This window comes from Pseudarthrobacter sp. NPDC092424, assembly GCF_044754925.1.
GTDB lineage: Bacteria > Actinomycetota > Actinomycetes > Actinomycetales > Micrococcaceae > Arthrobacter.
Map to the genome: position 1 here is coordinate 1 of NZ_JBIVQC010000009.1, position 21,995 is coordinate 21,995.

Genomic DNA, 21,995 nt, shown 5'->3' on the forward strand with positions numbered 1-21,995 from the left:
CTCGGCTTCCGCAACCTCGCGAACTACACAGCCAGGAGCCTGCTCGAGGCCGGAGGTTTCAGACCCTCGCTACACCCTTGATTCCGAAGAGCCGGTAATGGCCCGGCTGGAAGGCATCCCCAGCCGGATCGCGGTGGGATACGCGCCCGGCAGGCTGACAGGTGCCACCGTCACCGTTGCCGGCCAGGGTGACCTTCCCGAATACGAGGTGGACGCACGCGATGCCCATGCCTGGCCCGAACTGTACTTCCAGGGCCTGGGCTGGGTACCGTTCGAGCCCACGCCCTCGCGCGGAGTTGTCCCGTCCTACGCCACGGGAGCGTCGGCCCCGACCGCCCCGGGTAACCTGGACAACGGTCCGGACCTCCTGCCGGGCGCAACGGCCGCACCCACCGCATCGGCCACCGAAACCGCAGAGCCGGTTCCGGGAGTCGATGCAGGCGCCGGCACTTCCGGGCAGCCCGGGCCGGGCCCGTGGCCCGCCGGAGTGGGCGCGGTGCTGGCAATCCTCCTGCTGGCCGCGGCTCCGCGGATGGTCCGGCTGGGCATCCGCGGGCACCGGATCCGCCAGGCGGCTGCAGGCTCGCCCGGGTCCGGCTGGCGGGAACTGGTGGATCTCGGCAGGGACTACGGACTGCCGCCCGAGGCCAGCGAGACGCCGCGGGCATATTCGTCCCGTTTCCGCGGTTCCCTGCTCGCCGGAGCGGACGGCCCGGACCGCCAGGCGTACTCAACCGTCCAGGTTCTCACCGCGGAGTTTGAACGCCACGAGTATGGGCCTCCTGCCGCGCCGGCGGCATCCGGTTCGGTGCAGGCTCCGCAAAAGGCTGTGCCCGAGGACGGCGTGATTGACGAGGTCACGGGCCGCATAGATGCCCTGGCGGCGGCGCTCAGGGCGAACGCCACCCCCGGGCAGCGGCTCCGGGCGGAGTGGCTGCCGCCGTCGGTGACCGCCCGGCTGGGCCGCTGGCTCAGCGCACCGTTCCGGGCGGCCGGACGCGCCGCCGCGTCATTGCTGGGGTTACCGCGCTATCCCGCGTAAGGATCGGCGATGCCGATGTACTGCGTGTACAGGTATTCCTCAATGCCTTCCAGGCCGCCTTCGCGGCCCAGGCCGGACTGCTTGACGCCTCCGAACGGGGCTGCGGCGTTGGAGATCACGCCGGCGTTCAGGCCCAGCATGCCGGTTTCCAGCCGCTCCCCCATGCGGAGGCCCCGGTTCAGGTCCCTGGTGAAGACGTAGGCCACGAGCCCGTACTCGGTGTTGTTGGCCAGGCGGACGGCATCATCTTCGCTCTTGAAGGTGATGATGGGCGCCACGGGACCGAAAATCTCCTCGGACAGGATCCGTGTTCCTTCGCTGACCCCGGAGAGGATGGTGGGCTGGTAGAAGTAGCCCGGGCCTTCCACCGGTCCTCCGCCCAGGACAGCCCTGGCCCCGGACGAGACGGCGTCGGACACCAGCTCGTGCACCTTGTCCCGGCTCTTGGCATCGATCAGCGGGCCAACCTTGGATTCCGGCTCTGTACCGCGGGCAGTGGTCATCTCCTTCATTTTCGCCGCGAACTTCTCGGCGAACTCCGCTGCCACTGACTCGTGCACGATGAACCGGTTCGCAGCCGTGCAGGCCTCGCCCATGTTGCGGAGCTTGGCGAGCATGGCACCGGCCACTGCGGCGTCGAGGTCGGCATCGTCAAACACCAGGAACGGTGCGTTGCCGCCCAGTTCCATGGACGTCCGGAGCACGGTGCCGGAGGCATCGGCCAAGAGGCGCCGCCCCACTTCGGTGGAACCGGTGAAGGACAGCTTCCGGAGGCGGGAATCCCTGATCAGCGGCCCCGTTGTGGCACCGGCGGTGGAGGTGGGGATGACGTTCAGGACGCCCGCAGGCAGGCCGGCCTCCATCATGACGGCGGCGAAGAGCTGCGAGGTCAGCGGTGTGAGGTTGGCGGACTTGAGGACCATGGTGCAGCCTGCCGCGACGGCCGGTGCGATCTTCCGGGTGGCCATGGCCAGCGGGAAATTCCACGGGGTGATGAGCAGGCAGGGTCCCACCGGCTTCTTGGTGACCAGCAGCCGGGACTTGCCATCCGGAGACAGGGAGTAGCGGCCGAAGGCGCGGACGGCTTCTTCTGAGAACCAGCGCAGGAACTCGGCACCGTAAGTGACCTCACCGCGGGCCTCCGCGAGGGGCTTGCCCATTTCCATTGTCATGAGCAGGGCGAAGTCCTCGGCCCGTTCGGTAACCAGCTCAAAGGCCCGGCGCAGGATCTCCCCCCGCTCGCGCGGCGGCACCTTGGCCCACGACTCCTGCGCGGCTGCGGCAGCATCCAGGGCGGCGGCCCCGTCCTCGGCGCCGGCATCGGCAATGCTGAGCAGCACTTTCCCGGTGGCGGGGTCCTCGACATCGAACGTCTTCCCTGACGCCGCGTCGCGCCACTCACCGTTGATCAGGAGGCCGGTAGGGACGGTGGCCAGGAGGCGGCTTTCGCGGTCGGCGGTAACGGCCTGGGATGCGGTGACAGTCACGGTGACTCCCTCGTCAGTATGGTGGCGCCCGCTGTGAAGGAACCGGGACGGTCCGGAGCCGGCGGGCTGATTTACTGCCAGACTACTGCCGCCGCGGAAGCCGGTCTACGCCGCGGCGCACTGCGGACGGCGGCGCCTGCTGTGCAGGTGCACAGTCATCCACTGTGGGCGCTGCCGGCCGCCCGGGTCACCGCGCGGCCAGCACCGCCGCGTACAGCTCCCGCTTGCTGACGCGGGCATCCTCGGCCACCGCAGCCACCGCTTCCTTGAGCCGGATTCCCTGGGCAACCAGTCCGTTGACCGCCGCGACATGGTCTTCGGGCGTGCCCGGCGCCTTGTCCGGCGCGCCGCCGAGGACCACGGCAATCTCGCCGCGCACCTCATTGGTTTCCGCCCACTGCAGCAGATCGGCGAGGGTGCCGCGGAGTACTTCCTCATATGTTTTGGTCAGTTCCCGGCAGACGGCCACGGGCCGCTCGGGGCCGAACCGCTCGCGCAGGGCGCGCAGCATAACTTCGAGCCGGTGCGGCGCCTCAAAAAACACCATGGTGCGCCGCTCGTCCGCCAGGTCCGCCAGGCGGGAAGCGCGCTCCCCCGCCTTCCGGGGCAGGAACCCCTCGAAGCAGAACCGGTCCGTGGGCAATCCGGACAGCGCCAGGGCCGTCAACACGGCGGATGGCCCCGGAACGGCCGTCACCGTCAGTCCCGCCGCGACGGCGCCCTCAACCAGCCGGAAGCCGGGGTCAGAAACGGACGGCATGCCGGCGTCGGTCACCATCACAAGGGTGCTGCCGGAGCGGACCTGTTCCAGCAGTTCGGCCGTCTTCGCTGCCTCGTTGTGTTCGTGGTAGCTGATGACGCGCCCGGCTACGGTGACGCCGAGGCTCTGGACCAGGCGGTGCAGCCGGCGGGTGTCCTCCGCCGCCACGATGTCCGCGGTGCCCAGCAGTTCCACCAGCCTGGCCGACGCGTCACCCGTGTTTCCGATGGGAGTGGCGGCGAGGACAATGCGCCCCGCGGTAGCCGGACCGGTGACGGGGAGGGGGCTGGGGTTAGGATCCACGCCCACCAGCCTACTGCCGCACGCGGCCTGCAGCGCCAAAAGGTAGCATGGGGCTCGTGACGCAGACCTCGACCCGGCCGGCCGGGGCCGGACAAGACTGGCTGAACCGACCCGACGAGGCCTTCACCCCGGAGGCGCTCCGGGCCCGCCTCCTCGGCACCGTGCGGAGCTGGCGGGACTACCCGCCGTCGTTGCGCCTGTGGTTCTTCCTGGTGCCCGTGCTGGCTGCCGCCGTCGGAGGCATCCTGCGCTTCGTCCGGCTGGGCACTCCAGGCACACTGGTCTTCGACGAAACGTACTACGTCAAGGATGCCTACTCCTACCTGGTCAGCGGGTACGAGCGCAGCTGGCCGGACAAGGCCAATGACGCGTTCAATTCCGGCAACCCCGCCGGCCTCCTGGACTCCCCCGAATACGTGGTCCATCCGCCGGTGGGCAAGTGGATGATCGCTGCGGGGATGTGGGTGTTCGGTCCGGACAATGCGTTCGGCTGGCGGTTTGCCGCCGCCCTGACCGGCACACTGTCCATCCTGCTCCTGTCCCTGGTCGCGCTGAAGCTTTTCGGTTCCCTTCCCTTGGCCGGGGCAGCCGGGCTGCTGCTGGCGGTGGACGGCCACCACCTGGTGATGTCCCGGACGGCGCTGCTGGATATCTTCCTGATGTTCTGGATCCTCGCGGCATTCGGCGCCCTGCTGCTGGACCGCGACCAGGGCAGGCGCCTGCTGGCCTCCAGGCTGGCACGCGCCGCTGCCGGCAACGGTGGCCGTCCGCCCGCCATGGCGCTGGCTGCCGGGCCGTTTACCGGCATCCGTTGGTGGCGCATTGTTGCCGGAATCTGCCTGGGCCTGGCCGTTGGGACCAAGTGGTCCGGCCTCTTCTTCCTTGCCGCCTTTGGCATCATGACGGTGCTGTGGGACCTTAACGCACGGCGGGTGGCGGGAATCCACAGCTGGATCAGCGGGGGCATCATCAAGGACGGCCTCCCCGCGTTCCTCTCCATGGTGCCGGTGGCCGCTGCCGTGTACGCCGCAACCTGGACCGGGTGGTTCCGCTCGACGGACGCCTACTTCCGGCGTTGGGCCGAAGGGAACCCGTCGCCGGAATGGGGCTGGCTCCCCGATTCCCTGCGCTCCCTGGCCCACTACCACCTGGAGGCGTACAACTTCCACCAGGCTCTGGGTTCTGACCACCCTTACGAAGCAAGCCCCTGGAGCTGGCTGGTACTGGGCCGGCCGACGTCGTTCTTCTACGAAGACCCGGCGCGCGGGACCCCCGGCTGCGACGTGGACAAGTGCTCCTCAGCCATCCTGTCGGTGGGAAACCCGCTGATCTGGTGGGCGGCAGCCGTGTCCCTGGTGGTACTGCTCTTCTGGTGGGCCGGTCGGCGCGACTGGCGCGCCGGCGCCATCCTCGCCGGCGTGGGCGCCGGGTACCTGCCGTGGTTCATGTACCCCGAACGCACCATGTTCTACTTCTACTCGGTGGCGTTTGAACCATTCCTGGTCCTTGCGCTCGTTTACTGCCTGGGGCTGGTGCTGGGACGGTCCACGGATCCGTTATGGCGCCGCCGGTCCGGGCTCTACGTCGCCGTCGTGTTCCTTGCGGCGGCCATCCTGCTGTCCGCCTTCTTTTACCCCGTCTGGGCCGCAGAGGTAATTCCCTACACGGACTGGAAAGCCCGGATGTGGATGCCGTCCTGGATCTAGGGAAAGATGGCATTAGACCCCCTGAAGGAGCCGCTGCCGCGGCAGCGGAACGGAGACCTGCGTGAGAGAAGCAAGCACTGAACTGCTCGTAGAGCTTGACCCGGACAGCAACGTCACGGATCTGCTCATCGAACAGGAGGCAGCAAACGCCGCGCACCCCCTCTACCGCCGCAACGGGCCCAACGGCTGGATTGATGTTCCGGCCCACAAATTCCGTGAGGAGGTCAGCGCGCTGGCCAAGGGGCTGATTGCGGGCGGGCTAGAAGCCGGGGATGCCGTGGCGGTTATGTCCGGGACGTCGTATGAGTGGACCCTGGTGGATTTCGCCATCTGGTTCGCCGGCGGTGTCACGGTCCCCATCTACGAAACGTCCTCGCCGCATCAGGTGGAATGGATCCTCCGCGACGCCAACGTGCGGCGGGTCTTTGCCGAAGATGCCGCCAAGGCGGAGCTGGTTGCCGGGGTTCTCGCCGGGGCCGAAGGCCTGCAGGACCGGCTCGTCACCGTGGTGCGCATGGAGCACGACGGCGCTGCCCCCAACCTTGCCAGCCTCGCCGCAGCGGGGGCGGGGGTGAGCGACGCCGAGCTGGAGCGGCACAGAAGCCAGGCGGGCCTGGCCGACGTCGCGTCGCTGGTGTACACCTCGGGCACCACCGGCAATCCAAAGGGCTGCGAGATAACGCATGGAAACTTCGCCCTGGTGGCCAAGAACATCGTGGCGTTCCTGCCCGAAATCCTCCAGCAGGAGCAGGCGCGGACACTGATGTTCCTCCCCCTGGCGCACGTCCTGGCCCGCGCTGTGCAGGTGGTGTGCCTGACCGCCGGCGCGACCCTGGGCCACACGCCCGGGGCCGCCCGCCTCCTGGAGGATCTCGGCACGTTCCGTCCCACCTTCCTCCTGGTAGTGCCGCGGATCTTCGAAAAAGTGCGGGCAGCCGCCGGACATAAGGCGGCGCTGGCCGGGAAGTCGCGGCTGTTCAGGGCCGCCTCCGCCACAGCGATCGGGTATTCGCAGGAACAGGACCGGAAAAGCCGGGGCGAGGGGAACGGGCCGGGGCTGCTGTGCCGGGCCCGGCATGCAGTATTTGACCGGCTCCTCTATCCCCGCCTGCGCCAGGCCCTGGGCGGCAGCATCCGTTACACGGTGTCCGGGGCGAGCCACTTGGCCGCCGGGGACGCGCACTTCTTCCGCGGCGCCGGCGTCCCCGTCCTGGAAGGCTATGGCCTTACCGAGACCACGGCACCGTGCACGGTGAACACGCCCTCACGCACCCGCGTCGGCTCGGTCGGCATCCCCATTCCGGGCACGACGGTCCGGGTGGCGCCGGACGGCGAGGTCCTGGTCAAGGGCATCGGAGTCTTCCGGGGCTACCACGGCAACCCTGCCGCCAATGCCGAGGCTTTCGTGGACGGCTTCTTCCGCACGGGAGACCTGGGCGAGCTGGACAGCGACGGCTTCCTGACCATCACCGGCCGGAAGAAGGACCTCCTGGTCACAGCCGGCGGCAAGAACGTCGCCCCGGGGCCGCTGGAGGACGCCATCCGGGCCCACCAACTGGTGGCCCACGCAGTGGTGGCGGGCGATGGCCGGCCCTTCGTTTCAGCCCTGGTCACCCTGGACCCGGAGGGCCTGGCCGACTGGCGTTCCGAACGGGGCCTCCCGCCCCTGCCCGTCGCGGACGCCGTGACGGACCCTGAGGTGCGGGCGGCTGTCCAGGAGGCAGTGGACGGGGCCAACCGCCTGGTTTCCAAAGCCGAGTCCGTCCGCAGCTTCGCGATCCTTGATGCGGAATTCACCGAAGAATCCGGCCACTTGACCCCGTCCCTGAAGCTCAAGCGCGCGGACGTGATCCGTGACTTCGCCGCGGAAATCAGGCGGCTTTACGCCTAGGCTTTACCGGCCTTCGGTTCCTTCATGGCCTTAGGCTCCTTGGACTGCTTCGCGGGCTTCGGCCCCTTGTCCGCCCTGGGTTCCTTGTCCGCCTTGGGTTCGCGGGGCGGCAGGCCACGGCGGCGGCGGGTGGGCCAGGTCAGTACCAGGGTCACGAGGGACGCGATCAGCACCAAGGCGGCAATGACGATCCCGGCGTCCACCCAGAACTGGCCCGGGAACAGCCGGATCAGGGTGTCCCCCAGGCTGAAAGTCCAGCTCCCGTCGGCGAAGAAGACCCGGTGGAACTCGGTGAAGAACTGCTGCCAGCCCAGCACGCCCAACGTGCCCAGGCCCAGGATGGTCACCAGACTGATGATGGAGCCGGCGAAGAGCCCCCGGCGGACGCCGCCGGTGCTGCGCTTCCGCAGGTAGAGGATTGCAATGATGCTCAGCACCACCAGCAGCGCGCCCGCGCCGAACGAGGACAGGATCACCGCCTTGACGTCTGCCATGTGGCTGACTTCGCCGTCTTTGAACAGGCGCTCGCCGCTGCGGTTCACCAGGTCTCCCAGGTAGCGGGGACCTGCCCAGTTGCTCAGGTAGTCCACGGCGTAGGAGCCGTAGGTCATGCGGTCATCGGTGCTGAAGCCATAACCGTCGCCGGGGAATCCGGGGCGGTTGTACTCCACCCAGAGGAACAAGGGGCTGGTGACGGCGCGGACGGCCAGGACCAGGAGGATGACGGGGAAGAACAGTGCCAACAGGACCTGCATCAGCCTCGGAGCGGCCGGCTTGGCGTTGGCGGCACTGTCCCTCTGCGCATAGCGGCGCGCCACCTCGTCCTCGGGCGGGCGGACCTGGAGGGCTGAGGTGGCCAGGGGTTCCTGGAAGACTGCGGTGCTGCCCTGCCCGGGCGCCGCAACAGCGGCCGAAGTGCCGGATGCGGAAGGGCCGACGGCGGCGTCAGCCGCTTTGCGTTCGGCACGGGTTTCCGGCTGGACCGGACCGTCCCCTGCCGCGTCGGGCGCCGAAGCAGCCGCAGCTGTCGGTCCCGGGCCCGCCGCCTGCGCGGCCGCACCCGTTTCCGTGCCGGTCCCGGCCGCACCCGTTTCCTTGCCTGTTCCGGCCGTGCCCGTTTCCGTGCCGCTCCCGGCAGTGCGGGGCGCTGCCGGCGTCATCCAGGAGAACGCCGGCTCGTCGGAGTCCGCCGAGGTGTCCATAACCGGTTCCGGGGCCGGTCCTGCGCTCTTGTCGCGGGCCGGTTTTTCGTCTTTCACAGCAGCGTCACTTCCGTCGGTTTTGGCGCCGGGCGGTGTTCCGCCGTCGCCCGTTTTCTGTTGACGAGCCTATCGTTCGTCGGCGATGCCCTGCGGAGGACCACCCCGGACCGTTTACAACGATATGGCACCGGCCTGGCGAGGGGCCTCCGGTCAGTTGTCGTATTCGCTCCATGGAATATTCCAGTCGCCGTAACCGTCGTCATGGGCGGCGTAGTCGCCCTTGGTGTTGATGATGTTCACAACGTCCCCCGTGCCCATGTTCTCGAAGACCCAGGCAGCGCCGGCGGGCGCGAAGCCAATGCAGCCGTGCGAGACGTTCTTGTTGCCGATGTAGGGGTAGGCCGATTTGAGGGCCTGGTGGATGTAGGCTCCGCTAAGCGTCAGCCGGATGGTGTATTCCACGTCGACGTTGCCGTAGTAGGCGGGGTCGCCCGGCTTCAGGCCGATGCTCGAGGCACGGAAGTGGTCGTACCGTTTCTTCTCCATGAGCACGCCGTATCCGCGGGCGGAGGGGAACCGCTCGTCGCCCATGCTGACCGGGAGGGTCTTGACCGGCTTGTCGTTGATGCTCAACGTGAAGGTGTGGGCGGCTGCGTCCGCAATGGCCACCTTCTTGTCCCCGATGGCGATGTTGACCTTCTTGTTGAAGTTGGCGATCTGACCGCCGCCCAGGTCAACCCCGAACAGCTTCATGTCCATGGTGATTTTCGAATTCGCCGTCCAGAAGTTCTGCGGCCGGTAGCGGACCATGGTGTCGCTGTGCCAGTGGAAAGCACCTTTCTGGCCGGCGCTGCTGGTGATGCTGATGGCCTTCTCCACAGCGTCCCGGTTGGTAACCGGTTCACTGAAGATGATCTGCAGGGGCTGGCCGACGCCCACCTTCATGCCGTCCAGCGGATAGATCGCCGCGTCCGCCTCATGGGAACTGGAGACGGTGCTGAACGACCGCGTGGTGCTCGTCTCGCGCCCGGCAGTGTCCTTGACCACATAGGTGTAGCTGTAGTCCGTGTTGAATGCCAGCGGAGCAGTGGCCTTCCAACCCGTGGCGGCGGCGTCGATGCTGCCGGGCACCGTTTCACCGGAGGTGCTGGTGAGGCTCACCCGCTCGATGGTGCCGTTGTCCACCCGCAGGGACACCGGAGCGGCAGGGTTCACCTGCTTGGCGCCGTCCGCCGGCCTGGCTTCGGCGGCCACCGGTGGAATCACCGGCGTGGCAATTCCGGGCGAAGTCCGCACGGCCGACACTGACTCGGATTCCAGCGACGGACCGGCCAGCCCGGGCGCCACAGCGGCAAACACGCCGCCTGCGGCGGCAAGGAGGCACACCGCGGCGATGACCAGGATCTTTTTCAGGGTTGCCGTGCGTCGGCCGGGCTGGGACTGCATCTTCTGATCCTAGGCGCTGAAAGTAACAACCCGGGTGCACGTGGCACCCGGGTCACTCACTTCTTAGTAACGATAGTGCTCGGGTTTGTAGGGGCCGGCCACGTCGATGTCCAGGTACTCGGCCTGGTCCTTGCTGAGCTCCGTCAGCTCCACGCCAAGGGCATCGAGGTGCAGCCGGGCCACCTTCTCGTCCAGGACCTTGGGCAGGACATAGACCTCGTGGGCGTACTCGTCCTGGTCCTTCTTGGTCCACAGCTCGATCTGGGCGATGGTCTGGTTGGCGAACGAGTTGCTCATGACGAACGACGGGTGCCCGGTGGCGTTGCCCAGGTTCAGGAGGCGGCCTTCGGACAGGACGATGATGGACCGCTCAGCGTCGCTGCCTTCCTCGAACACCCATTCGTGGACCTGGGGCTTGATTTCCACCTTCCTGATGCCGGGGACCCGGGCCAGGCCGGCCATGTCGATCTCGTTGTCGAAGTGTCCGATGTTGCCCACGATGGCCTTATTCTTCATCCCGGCCATGTGTTCGGCCATGATGACGTCCTTGTTTCCCGTGGTGGTGATGAAGATGTCGCCCTGGGCCAGAACCGATTCGAGCCGCGCAACCTGATAGCCGTCCATGGCTGCCTGGAGCGCGCAGATGGGGTCGATCTCGGTGACGATGACACGTGAGCCCTGGCCGCGCAGCGCCTCCGCCGCGCCCTTGCCCACGTCGCCGTAACCGCAGACGACGGCGACCTTGCCGCCCATGAGGACGTCGGTGGCACGGTTGATGCCGTCCGGCAGCGAATGGCGGATGCCGTACTTGTTGTCGAACTTGCTTTTGGTGACGGAATCGTTGACGTTGATGGCCGGGAACAGCAGCTTGCCCTGCTCAGCCAGCTGGTAGAGGCGGTGGACGCCCGTGGTGGTCTCCTCGGTGACGCCCTTGATAGTGGAGGCCGTACGGGTCCACTTCTGCGGATCTGCTGCCAGGGATCGGCGGATCACGTCCAGGAAGATGGCGTATTCCTCGGAATCCTCAGGGCCGGCAGCCGGCACGTTTCCTGCCGCTTCGAACTCCACGCCCTTGTGCACCAGCATGGTGGCGTCGCCGCCGTCGTCCAGGATCATGTTCGGTCCCAGTTCGGGGTTGGAGCCGGCGCCGGGCCAGGTGAGGATCTGCTCGGCAGTCCACCAGTACTCCTCCAGCGTCTCGCCCTTCCAGGCGAACACGGGAACGCCCTGCGGGTCCTCGGGCGTGCCCTTGCCCACCACAACGGCCGCGGCGGCCTCGTCCTGGGTGGAGAAGATGTTGCACGAGGCCCAGCGGACCTCGGCACCCAGTGCAGTGAGGGTTTCGATGAGCACGGCGGTCTGCACCGTCATGTGCAGGGAACCGGCAATCCTGGCGCCCTTGAGCGGCTGGGTTGGACCGAACTCTTCGCGCAGCGACATCAGGCCGGGCATCTCGTGCTCCGCCAGGCGGATCTGGTGCCGTCCGGCCTCCGCCAGGGAGATGTCGGCAACCTTGTAATCAAAAGCCATGGGTGGGTCCTTTGTTCGGCCCGGCGGCAGGGTCCGCCCGGGGTTTTGGACGCCGACGGCGGCGCCCGGTTATGTGCGGGTTGTCTGGCTAGGCGGGTCCCGGCGCCGTGCCGGCGGCGGCGTCGTGCTGGTCCGAGCCCGCGGCGCTGGCAGCAGCCATGAGTTCGGGCGGCAGGAGCAGCGGGATTCCGTCCTCGATCGCGTAGCGCGGCTTCCTGCCTGAAGCGTCCGACGCCGTGGCCACCAGTTCCTCGCCCTCCTGGACCAGGGCGGAGCCCGTCACGGGGCATCGCAGGACGGAGATGAGGGCAGGCGTAATCTTTGGCATTTCTTCGTGCTCCCAGACGGGCGCGCAGGCGCCGGTAGCGGACTGGTGTTCAGATTCCAGCCTACCGTCACATGGGCATCAGGAAGGTTCGCGCAGCACCCTCAGGTGGCCGCGCCGGACGCCGTCCTGGGTGGCGGGGGCATCGATGGCCTCCGGGGCTCCCCGCTGCCCCTGGGGCTCCGGGGCGCGGGCCGGGCGGGCCGCGGCTTCCCGCACCGCGTTGGCGAGGGCCAAAAGGTCATCCGGTCCCGGCTGCTGCGGGGTGGTGGGCATTGCCAGGCGCATCACTTCCCAGCCGCGGGGCACGGTCAGCGAATCTGCATGCTGGGCGCACAAATCGTAACAATGCGGTTCAGCGTAGGTGGCCAACGGCCCCAGGACGGCGGTGGAGTCTGCGTAGACATACGTCAGGGTGGCTACCGCTGACTGGCGGCAGGCAGATCTTGAACACTGACGGATAGCTCCCACGACATCCCAGCGTACTGCCTGCGCGTGACAAAGCCCTGCATTGCCCTCGGAAACGGCCCGGTGTGGCTGCCGCCCGGTATATCGCGCATTGCTGCGGCCGGGTTTACAGTCAATGTATGCAGTCATCGAACCATGAATCACGCTTTACGGTCCGGTTGGCTGACCCGGATGCCGGCACGGATCCGGGAACTGCCGGCCAGGTCCGCAGCTTTGCCCGGCGGAGGCGCAACCGCCACGGCCGCGGCCTGCGCGGCGAAATCATGCTTCCCACCCACCCGGGCTACCGCACGCGGTCCGACCGGTTCGACGACCTGGTCCTCGATTCGGCGCAGCGTCTCCACGACATCTGGGGCCGCACGCTGGACGGCGTCCGGTTTGGAGTGGACGAAATCCCGCCGGACCTGGAACGACTTGCGGCGGACTCGGCCACGGCACCGATGGGCGCATACACGCCCGCGTCAGGCGGCGAAGGGCCCATGATCACGGTCTACCGCCGGGTGGTGGAGCAGGCATGTTCCAGCCTGGAGGAACTCCAGGACCTGGTGCACGACGTTGTGGTCGAATACACCGCCGAGATGCTCGGCGTCGCCCCCGAGACCCTGGACCCGGTATACCGGCGCCGCTACTGAACTGCGCACCTACTGAACTTCGCACCTACTGAACTTCGGGCACTACTGAACTGCGGGCAGTAACTGAACTGCGGGCCCACAAAAAACCCGCCGCCGCCGGCATCACTCAGTAGCCAACTCTCACCGGCACCGTCTCCTGGCCCGCCGCGGCTGGCAACAGGCCCAGAGCAGAAATGTCGTTTCGTCCGTCCGCGCCATAGATCACAACGGATCCGTAGGCGGCATCGCCGGAGGCGGATACCACGTAGCCCACCACGCCTGAGCCGGCCACCTTCTCCGCGACGGTAACGGCCGCCGTCGTGCCGCCGGCAATGTCAGCCGATTCGGGTGCGTGCACCTTGCCGTCCGCCGTGATGGCGGCGTACGTAATGGTGGCCCGGGTGTCCAGCACCCCAAACACCAGTCGGCGGGTACCGCCAGGCGGAACAGGGACCACGTGCTGGCTCCCGAGCCGCAGCCCGGAAGGGGCCCATGCCATATCCGAGGCAGTGCCTGCTTTCAGCCCGCGCCCCATGCGGGCCGTGGCGACGAAGGACACGTCAGAGGACGCCGAAACGGTGTATTGGCCGGCGGGGACGCCTGCGAGCGAGACTTCCGTGACTGCTCCTGCTTTGGCCGTAACCACTCCGCCCGCGGGCAGGGTCTTCTCCCCGTCCCGCCCCAGCAGTTTGACCTCCACTACGGCGTCGGACGGGCCGGGGACGGTCAACTGGAGCACCGGACCCGCATCTTCGTAGCCGGTGTTCTCCATGAGTGATTCAATCCCGGCAGGGTCCTGGATGTCCACGCCGGGCATGACCTGCCGCACCGCGGGCGCTGCACCCGGCGCTATGAAGTCGAGTCCGCCCGGTGTGAGCCCGCGCAGGGTGCTCTGCTGGATCACGGCTGCAACCGGGCCGCCCGTGCTGCGCACATGCACGGCAAGTTGCGCTTCGGCGGGCGCCAGGCCGGCAAGGACCACAGAGCGCGTGGTCTTGGGTGCCACCAGCAGGCCGCGGCTGCCCGGCGCCTGGATACGGCCTGCTTTGCCAAAGAGTTCCAGGCTGACCGTTGCCGGCGTGGAGGAAGCGTTGGTCAGGACCAGCACGGAGGTCCTGCCCACGGTAGTGCTGGCCCCTGCAAGCCATTGGTCGTTCGATGGCCGCAGGCAGTTCGCGGCAGCGGAGCCCTGAAGGTCACCGTCCGTAGCGGAAAACTTCATCGCTCCGGCCGCCGACGCCTGTTGGTTGGCCAGCGGATCAGCGGTCAGGACGCTTGGGCCGGTGACCGGACGGGCTGCCACCACGCCGGCCAGGAGATTCTGGGCCCGTTGCTCCGCCGCCGCTTTGTCCCCGGCCTTGGCCAGTTCCACGGTGGTCCTGCCGTCCAGCCCTGCCAGGCGGCTGGGCGGCAGTACACCGGCAGCGCTCAGCACCGCGCCCGTCACGGAGGTGGCGGCGGTTGCTGATTCCGGACTGAACTGGGGGTCCGTGCCGGCTTGGGTCCCTTCGAGCAGGCGCGCCGGACCCGCGCATACCCCCTGGCTTGCTCCGGCCGGAACGGCTGCTGCAGCGGGGGGAACGGTTCGGCTGGATTCCACCGGCGGAAGGGCCGATCCCGCAACGACCACGGCCCCGGCGCCGGCCAGCACCAGCAGGGCCGAGGCCACGCTTCCGACGACGGCTTTCCGCGCCCGCTTTTCGCCCCCCGACTGCTTTGCGCCGGGTGTCGGAAGGTTCCCCCGGGACGTATCGTCGCCGGCTGCAGGTTTGTGCTCCGCTGCCGCCGGGGATCCGGTGTGCTCATGCATTCTGGTGTTCCTTACGCAGGGAGCCCTCATCACGTGACAGACCGGTCCGGACGCGGCGGGCAGGCATGGGAATGGCCAGCAGCACCGTCAGGCCGATGACAACGGCCTGGCCTACGGCGGACCACGCCGCCCAGGGGTTCTGGTAGCGGATGGTGAGCTGGCCGCCGGACGGCGGCAGCGTGAATGCCTGGGACCAGCCCGACGTCGTGGCGGTCAGCTTTCGCCCGTCCAGCCAGGCACTCCATCCCGGGTCGGCCCGTTCGGCCAGTACCACCAGGCGTCCTTCCGGCCCTGTCTCCACCGGAGCGTCCACGCTCTGCGGGGCGGACGGCACCAGGGCGATGGCGGCGCCTTCAGCATCCACGATCCGTACCCTGTGGGTGATGTCCGCTGGCTGCAGGGCCGGCTGGTTCAGGGGCGTGACCCGCCACAGCCAACCCACGTCCGTCTGGCCCACAGCTGCCAGGCCCGGTACCGCATCCAGCCGGCTGGCCGTCAGCTGAGCGGCGGTGTCCGCGGACCGCAGCACCACGAAACCGGCGCCCAGCTGTTCCAGGTCTTCGCGTGGATCCACGCCCTGCCCTGCCACGAGGGTGGCCACCACGCGGCGGAGGGCGGCAGTGGCGGCGTCGTCTTCGCGGACCGCTTCCGTGCCCGGGGCGCCCATGATGTTCCGGGCTGCGGCGATGGTGGAGAGGCTGTCAAGGCTGGTTCCGGCGCCATTGACCAGGCTGGCCTCGAACCCGCCGTCCTGCCGGGTGCTGATGAGCAGTGTCCGGGTCTGTTCCGGCCCGGTGCCCCTGTCGATGGCCGTAGCGGGCAGCGTCCGGGTGCCGGTGGCTTCCACCAGCGGGGCGGCGCCCAACGGTCCCGGGCCTGTATCAGTCCGCGCGGCGCCCGCCTGCTGGACGGCAGTCTCAGTTGCCGCCTCCGGATCCTGCAGCGCCGCGGCACTGGGCGGACGCAGCAGGCTTTGGGCGGACCATGCCGCCATGCCGGCCAGCGGGCCGGCCACGAGGACCAGCGTGGCCAGCGCCACGGCGGACCTGGCGGCGAGCCGGCGACGGCCCGGCTGGTCAAGGCGATGGGCGCGGGCCAGCAGGTATTCCGCACCGATCAGGGCAGCGCCCAGCAGCGCCAACGTGGTGGCCGAAACGGCCGGGCCGCTGAACGGCGAAACCAGGGCGTCAGCGTTGAGCCCCGTGGCAACGTGGCCGGCCAGCCATCCGCCGGCCAGGAATATAATCCCTGCAACCCACAGAGCGCGGGCCAGGAGCGCCCGCCGGCCGGGAACGAAAAGGCCGGCCATAGCTAAGGCCAGTACGGGCAGTCCCACCAGGAGCGCCAGAATGAGCGCCCAGGGCGGACCGCCCGGCGGGAACAGGGAAAGTCCACGCAGCCCGCCTGCGGAATCGAACGCCAGCGGCTGTCCCAGCACTTGCTGCCAGAGCGGCGCCGCGGCGAAGTCAATGGGCAGGCCGGGGTCGGCCAGGAGGGCGCGCGGCCGGTCAAGCACGGACAGCCCGAACGGAATGAACAGTGCAGCGGCGGGCAGCAGGGCCCACCACAGCGTCCGGCCGCGCCGGCGCAGCACCATGCTGCACAGGGCAATGACCGCCGCGGAGGGCAGAAGCAGCGACGGCGCCGACGCGGTAATCACGGCGAGGACCAGACCGGCGGCGGCCGCGGCCGTCCAGGACGGCGTGCCGTTGACCCCCGGTTTGACCGGAGGCGGCTCGGCCGCGGGCAGCGCGAACCGGCCGTGCCCTGCGACTGATCCGGTGGCCCGGAGGAGCGCCAGGACAAGCAGCGGCAGCAGGATGTGGACAATCAGGGCTCCTGCACGCCCTTGGTTCAGGGCCGCCTGCAGCGCCGGAGCGGCTGCCCAGCAAAGCGCAGCAATCAGGCGAAGCCGGCGTCGGGCGGTAAGGGAGCCCGCGGCAAACCATGCCGTCAAAGCGGACAACGGCGTGCCCAGGAGCAGCAGCCATACGATGGCCGCGTTGGCGTTACCGCCGCCCAGCACTCCCAGGAGCCAGAGCACGTAACCGAACGGGTCTCCGTGGCCAGGTAGCCCGGCCCCCGCCGGGATCCACCAACTCGAGGCGTGCTGCCAAATCTCCCCCAGGCCTGCCGAGACAGGAGTCAGGGCGCCGCCGGAGGCAGCTTCGGCGCGGAAAAGGCCGCCCAGCGCAAGCACGGAGGCCACCGTCCCGATCCCGGCTGCTGCGACGGCCCCGTTTCCCACCCAGCCGCGCCTGGTGGTGGCGAGTGCTGCGAAGTCGTCCGCGGAGTCCCCGCTGGGCTGGAGAGCCAAGGGGTCCTGTTCAAGATCGTCGCCGGCAGTATCCGAGCCGAAGGCTTCCATCAGGGAGCGCCTGTGGCTCCAGACCTCGCGGCGGGGCGTCTGGAGTTTGCGGATCACGGAGCGCCGGATCCGCCGCGTCCTGCGTGCGGCGGCACGTGCCCTGGCGATGGCCCGGGGCCGGCCCAGTGCAGCCCAGGTGGCGAGCATCTGGGCAAATCCGTGCCCGGGATCCTTGACCAGCACGCCGAAGACCAGACGGACCAGACTGCCGACGAAGGCGCCGGCGGCGTGCACCGGAACCATCCAGAGGGGCGCATGCTTGAGCCTCAGGTGGATCTGGGCCTTCCTGGCGGCCGCCGGACTGCCCAGGCCGTGAGGCCGGTGCGCCACGTGGTACATCCGGGCGCTGGGCACCACCACCACGCGGTGTCCTGCGAGGCGGTTGCGCCAGCAGAAGTCCACGTCGTCGCCGCTGCCGGGCAGTGCGGGGTCGAACCCTCCCAGCTGCTCCCAGACGTCACGGCGGACCAGCATGCCCGCGGAGTTCACCGCAAAGGTGTCGCTCCGGCCGTCATACTGGCCCTGGTCCATTTCCTCGGCATCGATGAGCGTCAGCCGTTCCGCCCAGCGGCTGGTGGAGAGCCCGACGTCGATCAGGCGCCGCTCCATGTGCCAGTCCAGCTGCTTGCAGCCGGCAACCGTGACCGAAGGCGCGCGTTCGACGGCGCCCAGCAGTTCCGCGAGGGCGTCAGGATGTGGCGCCGCGTCGTCGTGGAGCAGCCAGATCCATTCGGTGCGTCCCGCAGCGGAGCCGGACCACGGAGCGGAGGCCGAGAGCCCGGCGGAAACCGCCGCCCCCATGCCTCCCTTTGCACGTGAAGTGCTGATGACATTGGGCCGACCGAGCGACTGTTCCAGGAGGACCAGCGAATCATCCGAGGACGCGGCATCAACGCCGATGGCGCGGTCCGCCGGACGCGTCTGGTCCGCCAGGGCCGCCAGGGTTCTGGGGAGATAGTCACTGCCGTTGTGTGCGACCACCACGGCGGTGACGTGTACTTCCTGGTGAATTAGAGTGCTCGCTTCCTCAGCCGCCGGCGTTCACGCTCGGACAGGCCTCCCCAAATACCGAACCGCTCGTCGTTTGCCAGTGCGTATTCCAGGCACTGCGAGCGGACGTTGCATGCGCCGCAGACCTTCTTGGCGTCACGGGTGGAACCTCCCTTTTCGGGAAAGAACGCCTCCGGATCCGTCTGGGCGCACAGCGCGTCCGTCTGCCAGCCAAGTTCGCCTTCATCGTCGAAGTCCTGCTGAAGCGGCAGACCGATCCACACGGGCTGGCCTGCGCCTGCGGCAAGCTCCATGGGCGGATCCAGATTCTCCTCCGGCTCGTCGCCCCCGTCCAGGAAAGCCTCGTGGGCGGCCAGGAACGCGGTGGCCTGGTCCTCCAGGGCCCCTTCCACGTTCTTGTTGAACCGCTCGGCAGCGAGGGGGTCGGCGGGGTCGATATACCAATCCCCCGGCACCCCCCGTGCACGGTATTTCGCGGTGGCCTGACCGGCTACTGCGGCATCTTCCTGGATAAGCTCTGCCTGCCCCATGTGGCGACCCTCCTGTGTTGCGGCGCCTGCCCTTCTGCGTGGACACTCGGTTGTGTGCCGGCAATTAGGCAGCTGCCTTAGATCTCTAATTACACGCGTGTAACTAGGGCGAGTCAAGCCGTCCCGGGATAATAATCAATCCCTCCCCGTTTACGGATGCACGCCACGCCCGGACTTTTTCGGGGCTTCGACCGGCGGGCCGCGGCCGTCAGCGTACGAGACTAAGATCACACCCGCCGGGCGCCCAAATTCCCTGCCTGCGCGCCGTGACCCGCACCCGGGGCGGGTGGCAGGATGGAGCCATGACTATTCCCGCGAGAGACCTCATGGCCCGGCTCCGTTCAGGCAACTCCACCGCCCCGCGGCTGACCTGGTACGGGCCGGACTCCGAGCGGGTGGAGCTCTCCGGACGGGTCCTGGACAACTGGGTTGCCAAGACCGCCAACCTCCTGCAGGACGAACTCGACGCCGAACCGGGGATGCGCCTCCGGCTGGATTTGCCGGCCCATTGGAAGGCCCTGGTATGGGCGCTGGCCGGCTGGCAGGTGGGACTGGAAACCGTCCTGGGCAGCGGGGAGGCTGAGTTCCTGGCCACCAGCCGTCCCGAAGCGGCGGACGGGACGCACGACGCCGTTATCGCCGTCGCGCTTCCCGCGCTGGCCATGCGGTGGCCGGGTGCGCTCGCGGCCGGCTGCCTGGACTATGCCGCGGAAGTGCGCTCCCACGGGGACGTGTTCATGGCGCATTCGGATCCGGACCCGGATTCGCGCGCGCTGGTGGGCGCAGACGGCACCGAGTACCGGCACCGGGACCTGCTGACCGGCTTCGCGGCCGGCCACGAGGACGGCGCCAGGCTCCACGTGGCTGCCGCGGAGGGCCTGGAGCCGGCGCTGGCCAACGCCCTGGGCGCCTGGGAGCGTGACGGTTCAGTGGTGCTTACCCATGCGGATGCGGCACTGACGGAGAAGCTGCTCGCCGCCGAACGCATCCACGGCAGTTAGGCCGGCTCAGCAGGTCAGCGGGTTTCCTCCATGCCGTGCTGCGGTTCGGGGGCCGCCGCGGGTTCGCGGTGCGGATGCAGCTCAATGAGTTCGTGGTCGTGGGAGAACTCCGGCTCGGCATCCAGTTCGTTGTTGAACACCAGGAAGCGGTAAGCGAAGAACCGCACCACTGTTGCCACCAGGATGCCCGCCACGCCGGCGAAGAACAGCATGTTCTTGTCCGTGATGCCCATGCCGTACTTGGCCAGGGCAGTGAAGCCGGTGGAAATGCCAATACCGATGCCGTTAATGAGGACGAACATGAGGAATTCGCGGGCCACGTTGGCCTGCCGGCGGTGCCGGAACGTCCAGAGCCGGTTGGCGATCCAGGAGAAGATGGTGGCCACGGTGGCGCCCACAAAGCGGGCTTTCGCTTCACTGTCCGACATCGGCCCGTGCATGAGGTAATACGTCAGACCGTTATCGATGACGAACGCCACACCGCCGACGGCGCCGAACTTTGCCACCTCGCGCCAAAAAAGCGAGGCAAGGCCCCGGATCCGATCTGCAAGTGCGCTAAACATGACCCTCCATGGCCGTACGAACTAAAGGGCCACTCGGCCAGAGGCCCATTTTAGCCCCCAAAGCGCGGGACGGCCCGGCGGAGCTGCAAACCCCGGAGCACGCAACAGGAAATTCCGGGGCATTGCCGCCCCAAAGGGCGTGAATCCGGCACTCTTGGGTAGGCTGGCCCATGTGACTTTTCCAGTGATAGGTGTGGTTGGCGGCGGACAGCTCGCCCGAATGATGGCCCCGGCAGCTACCGCTCTCGGCTTCGAGCTGCGTGTCCTTGCCGAAGGTGACGATGTTTCCGCGGTCTCCGCAGTGTCTTCCTCGCCCGTGGGCGACTACAAGGACCTGCAGACCCTCCTCGAATTCTCCCAGGGCCTGGACGTCATGACGTTCGACCACGAGCACGTTCCCACCGCGCACCTGCGGGCGCTCCAGGAAGCCGGCGTCAACGTCCAGCCCGGCCCGGATGCCTTGGTCCACGCCCAGGACAAGCTGGTAATGCGTGCAGCGATCGACCGGCTCGAACTTCCCAACCCCGAGTGGGCGTCGGTGGCCGACGTAGCCGCCCTGGTGGCCTTCGGGGAGAGCATCGGCTGGCCGGTTGTACTGAAGACACCCCGCGGCGGCTACGACGGCAAGGGCGTCCGGATCATTTCCTCCGCAGAGGAAGCGGCGGACACCGCAGACTGGTTCGAGGCCATGAGCCCGCTGCTGGCCGAGGCCAAGGTGGAGTTCACCCGCGAACTGTCCGCGCTCGTGGCCCGCACTCCGGACGGCGAAGCCCGCGCCTGGCCCGTGGTCCACACCATCCAGGTGGACGGCGTGTGCGACGAGGTCATCGCCCCCGCCTTGGACATCCCGGTGGAGGTTGCCGCGGCCGCCGAGGACGCCGCCCTGCGCATCGCGGCGGAACTGGGCGTCACCGGCGTGCTGGCCGTGGAGCTCTTTGAAACCCCTGGCACGGGCGCGGGTTTCCTGGTCAACGAGCTCGCCATGCGCCCGCACAACACCGGCCACTGGACGCAGGACGGCTCGGTCACCAGCCAGTTCGAGCAGCACCTCCGCGCGGTCCTGAATCTTCCGCTGGGCGCTACGGACGTCCTGGCGCCGGTCGTCGTCATGAAGAATTTCCTGGGCGGCGACAACCAGGACCTGTTTGCCGCCTACCCGGCCGCCCTGGCCGCCGAGCCCGCGGCCAAGGTGCACTGCTACGGCAAGTCCGTGCGCCCGGGCCGGAAGATCGGCCACGTAAACCTGGCCGGACCGTCGACGGCGGAGGTCGACTCGGTCCGCCGCCGCGCCACCATCGTGGCGGGCATCATCCGGGACGGCAAGATGCCCGCAGAAGAACCGGCAGCCACTTTCGAGGAGAACGCATGAACGCCCAGGCCGCAGGGAACTCCGCAGCCGCCCCGCTGGCAGGACTCGTCATGGGGTCCGACTCCGACTGGCCCGTCATGGAAGCCGCCGCAGAAGCACTGGCTGAGTTCGGCATTCCCTTCGAAGCGGACGTGGTCTCCGCGCACCGGATGCCCACCGAGATGATCCGATACGGCCAGACCGCGCACGAGCGCGGCCTGCGCGTCATTATCGCGGGGGCCGGCGGCGCCGCCCACCTGCCGGGCATGCTGGCCAGCGTCACCCCGCTGCCCGTGATCGGCGTTCCTGTTCCGCTCAAGACCCTGGACGGCATGGACTCCCTGCTGTCCATCGTGCAGATGCCCGCCGGCGTGCCGGTGGCCACCGTGTCGATTGGCGGCGCACGCAACGCGGGCCTCCTGGCCGTGCGGATGCTGGCCGCGGGCACGGATGAGCTCGCCGCGTCACTGCGCTCGGATCTGCAGGAGTTCGCCGCGGACCTCAACGCCGTGGCCAGCCGTAAGGGCGCCAGCCTCCGCCAAAAAGTCAGCGAGGTCTTCGCCGAAGGCAACGGCCTCCGGGGCAGCCATTAG

The 21,995-nt window shown here is 68.5% G+C and carries 18 protein-coding genes; 7 read left to right on the top strand and 11 right to left on the bottom strand.

The annotated features are described in order from the left end of the window. Positions 1-97 precede the first annotated feature (97 nt). Entirely contained in the window at positions 98-1,042 is a 945-nt protein-coding gene (locus ACIQCN_RS12705; protein WP_400611250.1) for a DUF4129 domain-containing transglutaminase family protein, read from the top strand. Here ACIQCN_RS12705 and ACIQCN_RS12710 read toward each other — a convergent pair. Both ACIQCN_RS12710 and rsmI read right to left on the bottom strand, forming a co-directional pair. Further along, the gene (locus ACIQCN_RS12710) at positions 1,030-2,529 is read right to left on the bottom strand and encodes an NAD-dependent succinate-semialdehyde dehydrogenase (RefSeq protein ID WP_400605892.1); all 1,500 of its coding nucleotides are present in this window, start codon (positions 2,527-2,529) and stop codon (positions 1,030-1,032) included. The genes ACIQCN_RS12705 and ACIQCN_RS12710 overlap by 13 nt on opposite strands. A 187-nt stretch (positions 2,530-2,716) precedes the next feature. Then, on the bottom strand, positions 2,717-3,592 hold the full coding sequence (rsmI, locus tag ACIQCN_RS12715; protein ID WP_400611251.1) for a 16S rRNA (cytidine(1402)-2'-O)-methyltransferase: 876 nt from the start codon (positions 3,590-3,592) through the stop codon (positions 2,717-2,719). A gap of 47 nt (positions 3,593-3,639) precedes the next feature. Between rsmI and ACIQCN_RS12720 the strand changes: the two genes are divergently transcribed. Together ACIQCN_RS12720 and ACIQCN_RS12725 are read left to right on the top strand one after the other, a co-directional pair. Next, entirely contained in the window at positions 3,640-5,298 is a 1,659-nt protein-coding gene (locus ACIQCN_RS12720; protein WP_400611252.1) for a dolichyl-phosphate-mannose--protein mannosyltransferase, read from the top strand. Between the two features lie 61 nt (positions 5,299-5,359). After that, positions 5,360-7,189, top strand: coding sequence for an AMP-dependent synthetase/ligase (locus ACIQCN_RS12725; RefSeq protein WP_400611253.1), 1,830 nt, complete (start codon positions 5,360-5,362; stop codon positions 7,187-7,189). On the opposite strand, the gene ACIQCN_RS12730 is transcribed toward ACIQCN_RS12725, so the two are convergent. The 5 genes from ACIQCN_RS12730 to ACIQCN_RS12750 all read right to left on the bottom strand — a co-directional run bounded on the left by ACIQCN_RS12730 (position 7,186) and on the right by ACIQCN_RS12750 (position 12,163). Beyond that, positions 7,186-8,448 carry a TIGR01906 family membrane protein gene (locus tag ACIQCN_RS12730; RefSeq protein ID WP_400611254.1) on the bottom strand — a complete coding sequence of 421 codons (1,263 nt, stop codon included), beginning with the start codon at positions 8,446-8,448 and terminating at the stop codon, positions 7,186-7,188. The two genes, ACIQCN_RS12725 and ACIQCN_RS12730, sit on opposite strands and share 4 nt — an antisense overlap. Before the next feature lie 153 nt (positions 8,449-8,601). Beyond that, positions 8,602-9,837 carry an Ig-like domain-containing protein gene (locus ACIQCN_RS12735; protein WP_400611255.1) on the bottom strand — a complete coding sequence of 412 codons (1,236 nt, stop codon included), beginning with the start codon at positions 9,835-9,837 and terminating at the stop codon, positions 8,602-8,604. Positions 9,838-9,900: 63 nt separating this feature from the next. Continuing rightward, complete coding sequence (ahcY, locus tag ACIQCN_RS12740; protein ID WP_400605880.1) at positions 9,901-11,367, bottom strand: adenosylhomocysteinase; 1,467 nt, start codon at positions 11,365-11,367, stop codon at positions 9,901-9,903. Positions 11,368-11,455: 88 nt separating this feature from the next. After that, the gene (locus tag ACIQCN_RS12745) at positions 11,456-11,695 is read right to left on the bottom strand and encodes a Trm112 family protein (protein ID WP_400605878.1); all 240 of its coding nucleotides are present in this window, start codon (positions 11,693-11,695) and stop codon (positions 11,456-11,458) included. Between the two features lie 78 nt (positions 11,696-11,773). Then, the gene (locus ACIQCN_RS12750) at positions 11,774-12,163 is read right to left on the bottom strand and encodes a DUF3499 domain-containing protein (RefSeq protein WP_400605877.1); all 390 of its coding nucleotides are present in this window, start codon (positions 12,161-12,163) and stop codon (positions 11,774-11,776) included. A 116-nt stretch (positions 12,164-12,279) separates the two neighbouring features. On the opposite strand from ACIQCN_RS12750, the gene ACIQCN_RS12755 reads away from it, so the two are divergent. Continuing rightward, positions 12,280-12,792: a metallopeptidase family protein gene (locus ACIQCN_RS12755; protein WP_400605875.1), complete on the top strand. Its 513-nt coding sequence runs from the start codon at positions 12,280-12,282 to the stop codon at positions 12,790-12,792. Between the two features lie 106 nt (positions 12,793-12,898). Here ACIQCN_RS12755 and ACIQCN_RS12760 read toward each other — a convergent pair whose 3' ends face one another. Genes ACIQCN_RS12760 through ACIQCN_RS12770 form a run of 3 tightly spaced genes read right to left on the bottom strand, consistent with a single transcriptional unit; the run spans position 12,899 to position 18,490 of the window. Then, positions 12,899-14,581 (bottom strand): DUF5719 family protein, encoded by a 1,683-nt coding sequence (locus tag ACIQCN_RS12760; RefSeq protein ID WP_400611256.1) that lies wholly within the window; start codon positions 14,579-14,581, stop codon positions 12,899-12,901. Continuing rightward, on the bottom strand, positions 14,574-17,930 hold the full coding sequence (locus ACIQCN_RS12765) for a glycosyltransferase (RefSeq protein ID WP_400611307.1): 3,357 nt from the start codon (positions 17,928-17,930) through the stop codon (positions 14,574-14,576). Before ACIQCN_RS12765 ends, ACIQCN_RS12760 begins: the two co-directional genes overlap by 8 nt. A 29-nt stretch (positions 17,931-17,959) precedes the next feature. Further along, entirely contained in the window at positions 17,960-18,490 is a 531-nt protein-coding gene (locus ACIQCN_RS12770) for a WhiB family transcriptional regulator (protein ID WP_400605871.1), read from the bottom strand. 302 nt (positions 18,491-18,792) lie between these two features. On the opposite strand from ACIQCN_RS12770, the gene ACIQCN_RS12775 reads away from it, so the two are divergent. Then, entirely contained in the window at positions 18,793-19,491 is a 699-nt protein-coding gene (locus tag ACIQCN_RS12775; protein WP_400605869.1) for a TIGR03089 family protein, read from the top strand. Positions 19,492-19,505: 14 nt separating this feature from the next. On the opposite strand, the gene ACIQCN_RS12780 is transcribed toward ACIQCN_RS12775, so the two are convergent. After that, complete coding sequence (locus ACIQCN_RS12780) at positions 19,506-20,054, bottom strand: GtrA family protein (RefSeq protein WP_400611257.1); 549 nt, start codon at positions 20,052-20,054, stop codon at positions 19,506-19,508. A gap of 220 nt (positions 20,055-20,274) precedes the next feature. Between ACIQCN_RS12780 and ACIQCN_RS12785 the strand changes: the two genes are divergently transcribed. Together ACIQCN_RS12785 and purE are read left to right on the top strand one after the other, a co-directional pair. Next, the gene (locus ACIQCN_RS12785) at positions 20,275-21,423 is read left to right on the top strand and encodes a 5-(carboxyamino)imidazole ribonucleotide synthase (protein WP_400611308.1); all 1,149 of its coding nucleotides are present in this window, start codon (positions 20,275-20,277) and stop codon (positions 21,421-21,423) included. Next, positions 21,420-21,995 (top strand): 5-(carboxyamino)imidazole ribonucleotide mutase, encoded by a 576-nt coding sequence (gene purE / locus ACIQCN_RS12790; protein WP_400605865.1) that lies wholly within the window; start codon positions 21,420-21,422, stop codon positions 21,993-21,995. The genes ACIQCN_RS12785 and purE overlap by 4 nt, the downstream gene beginning before the upstream one ends.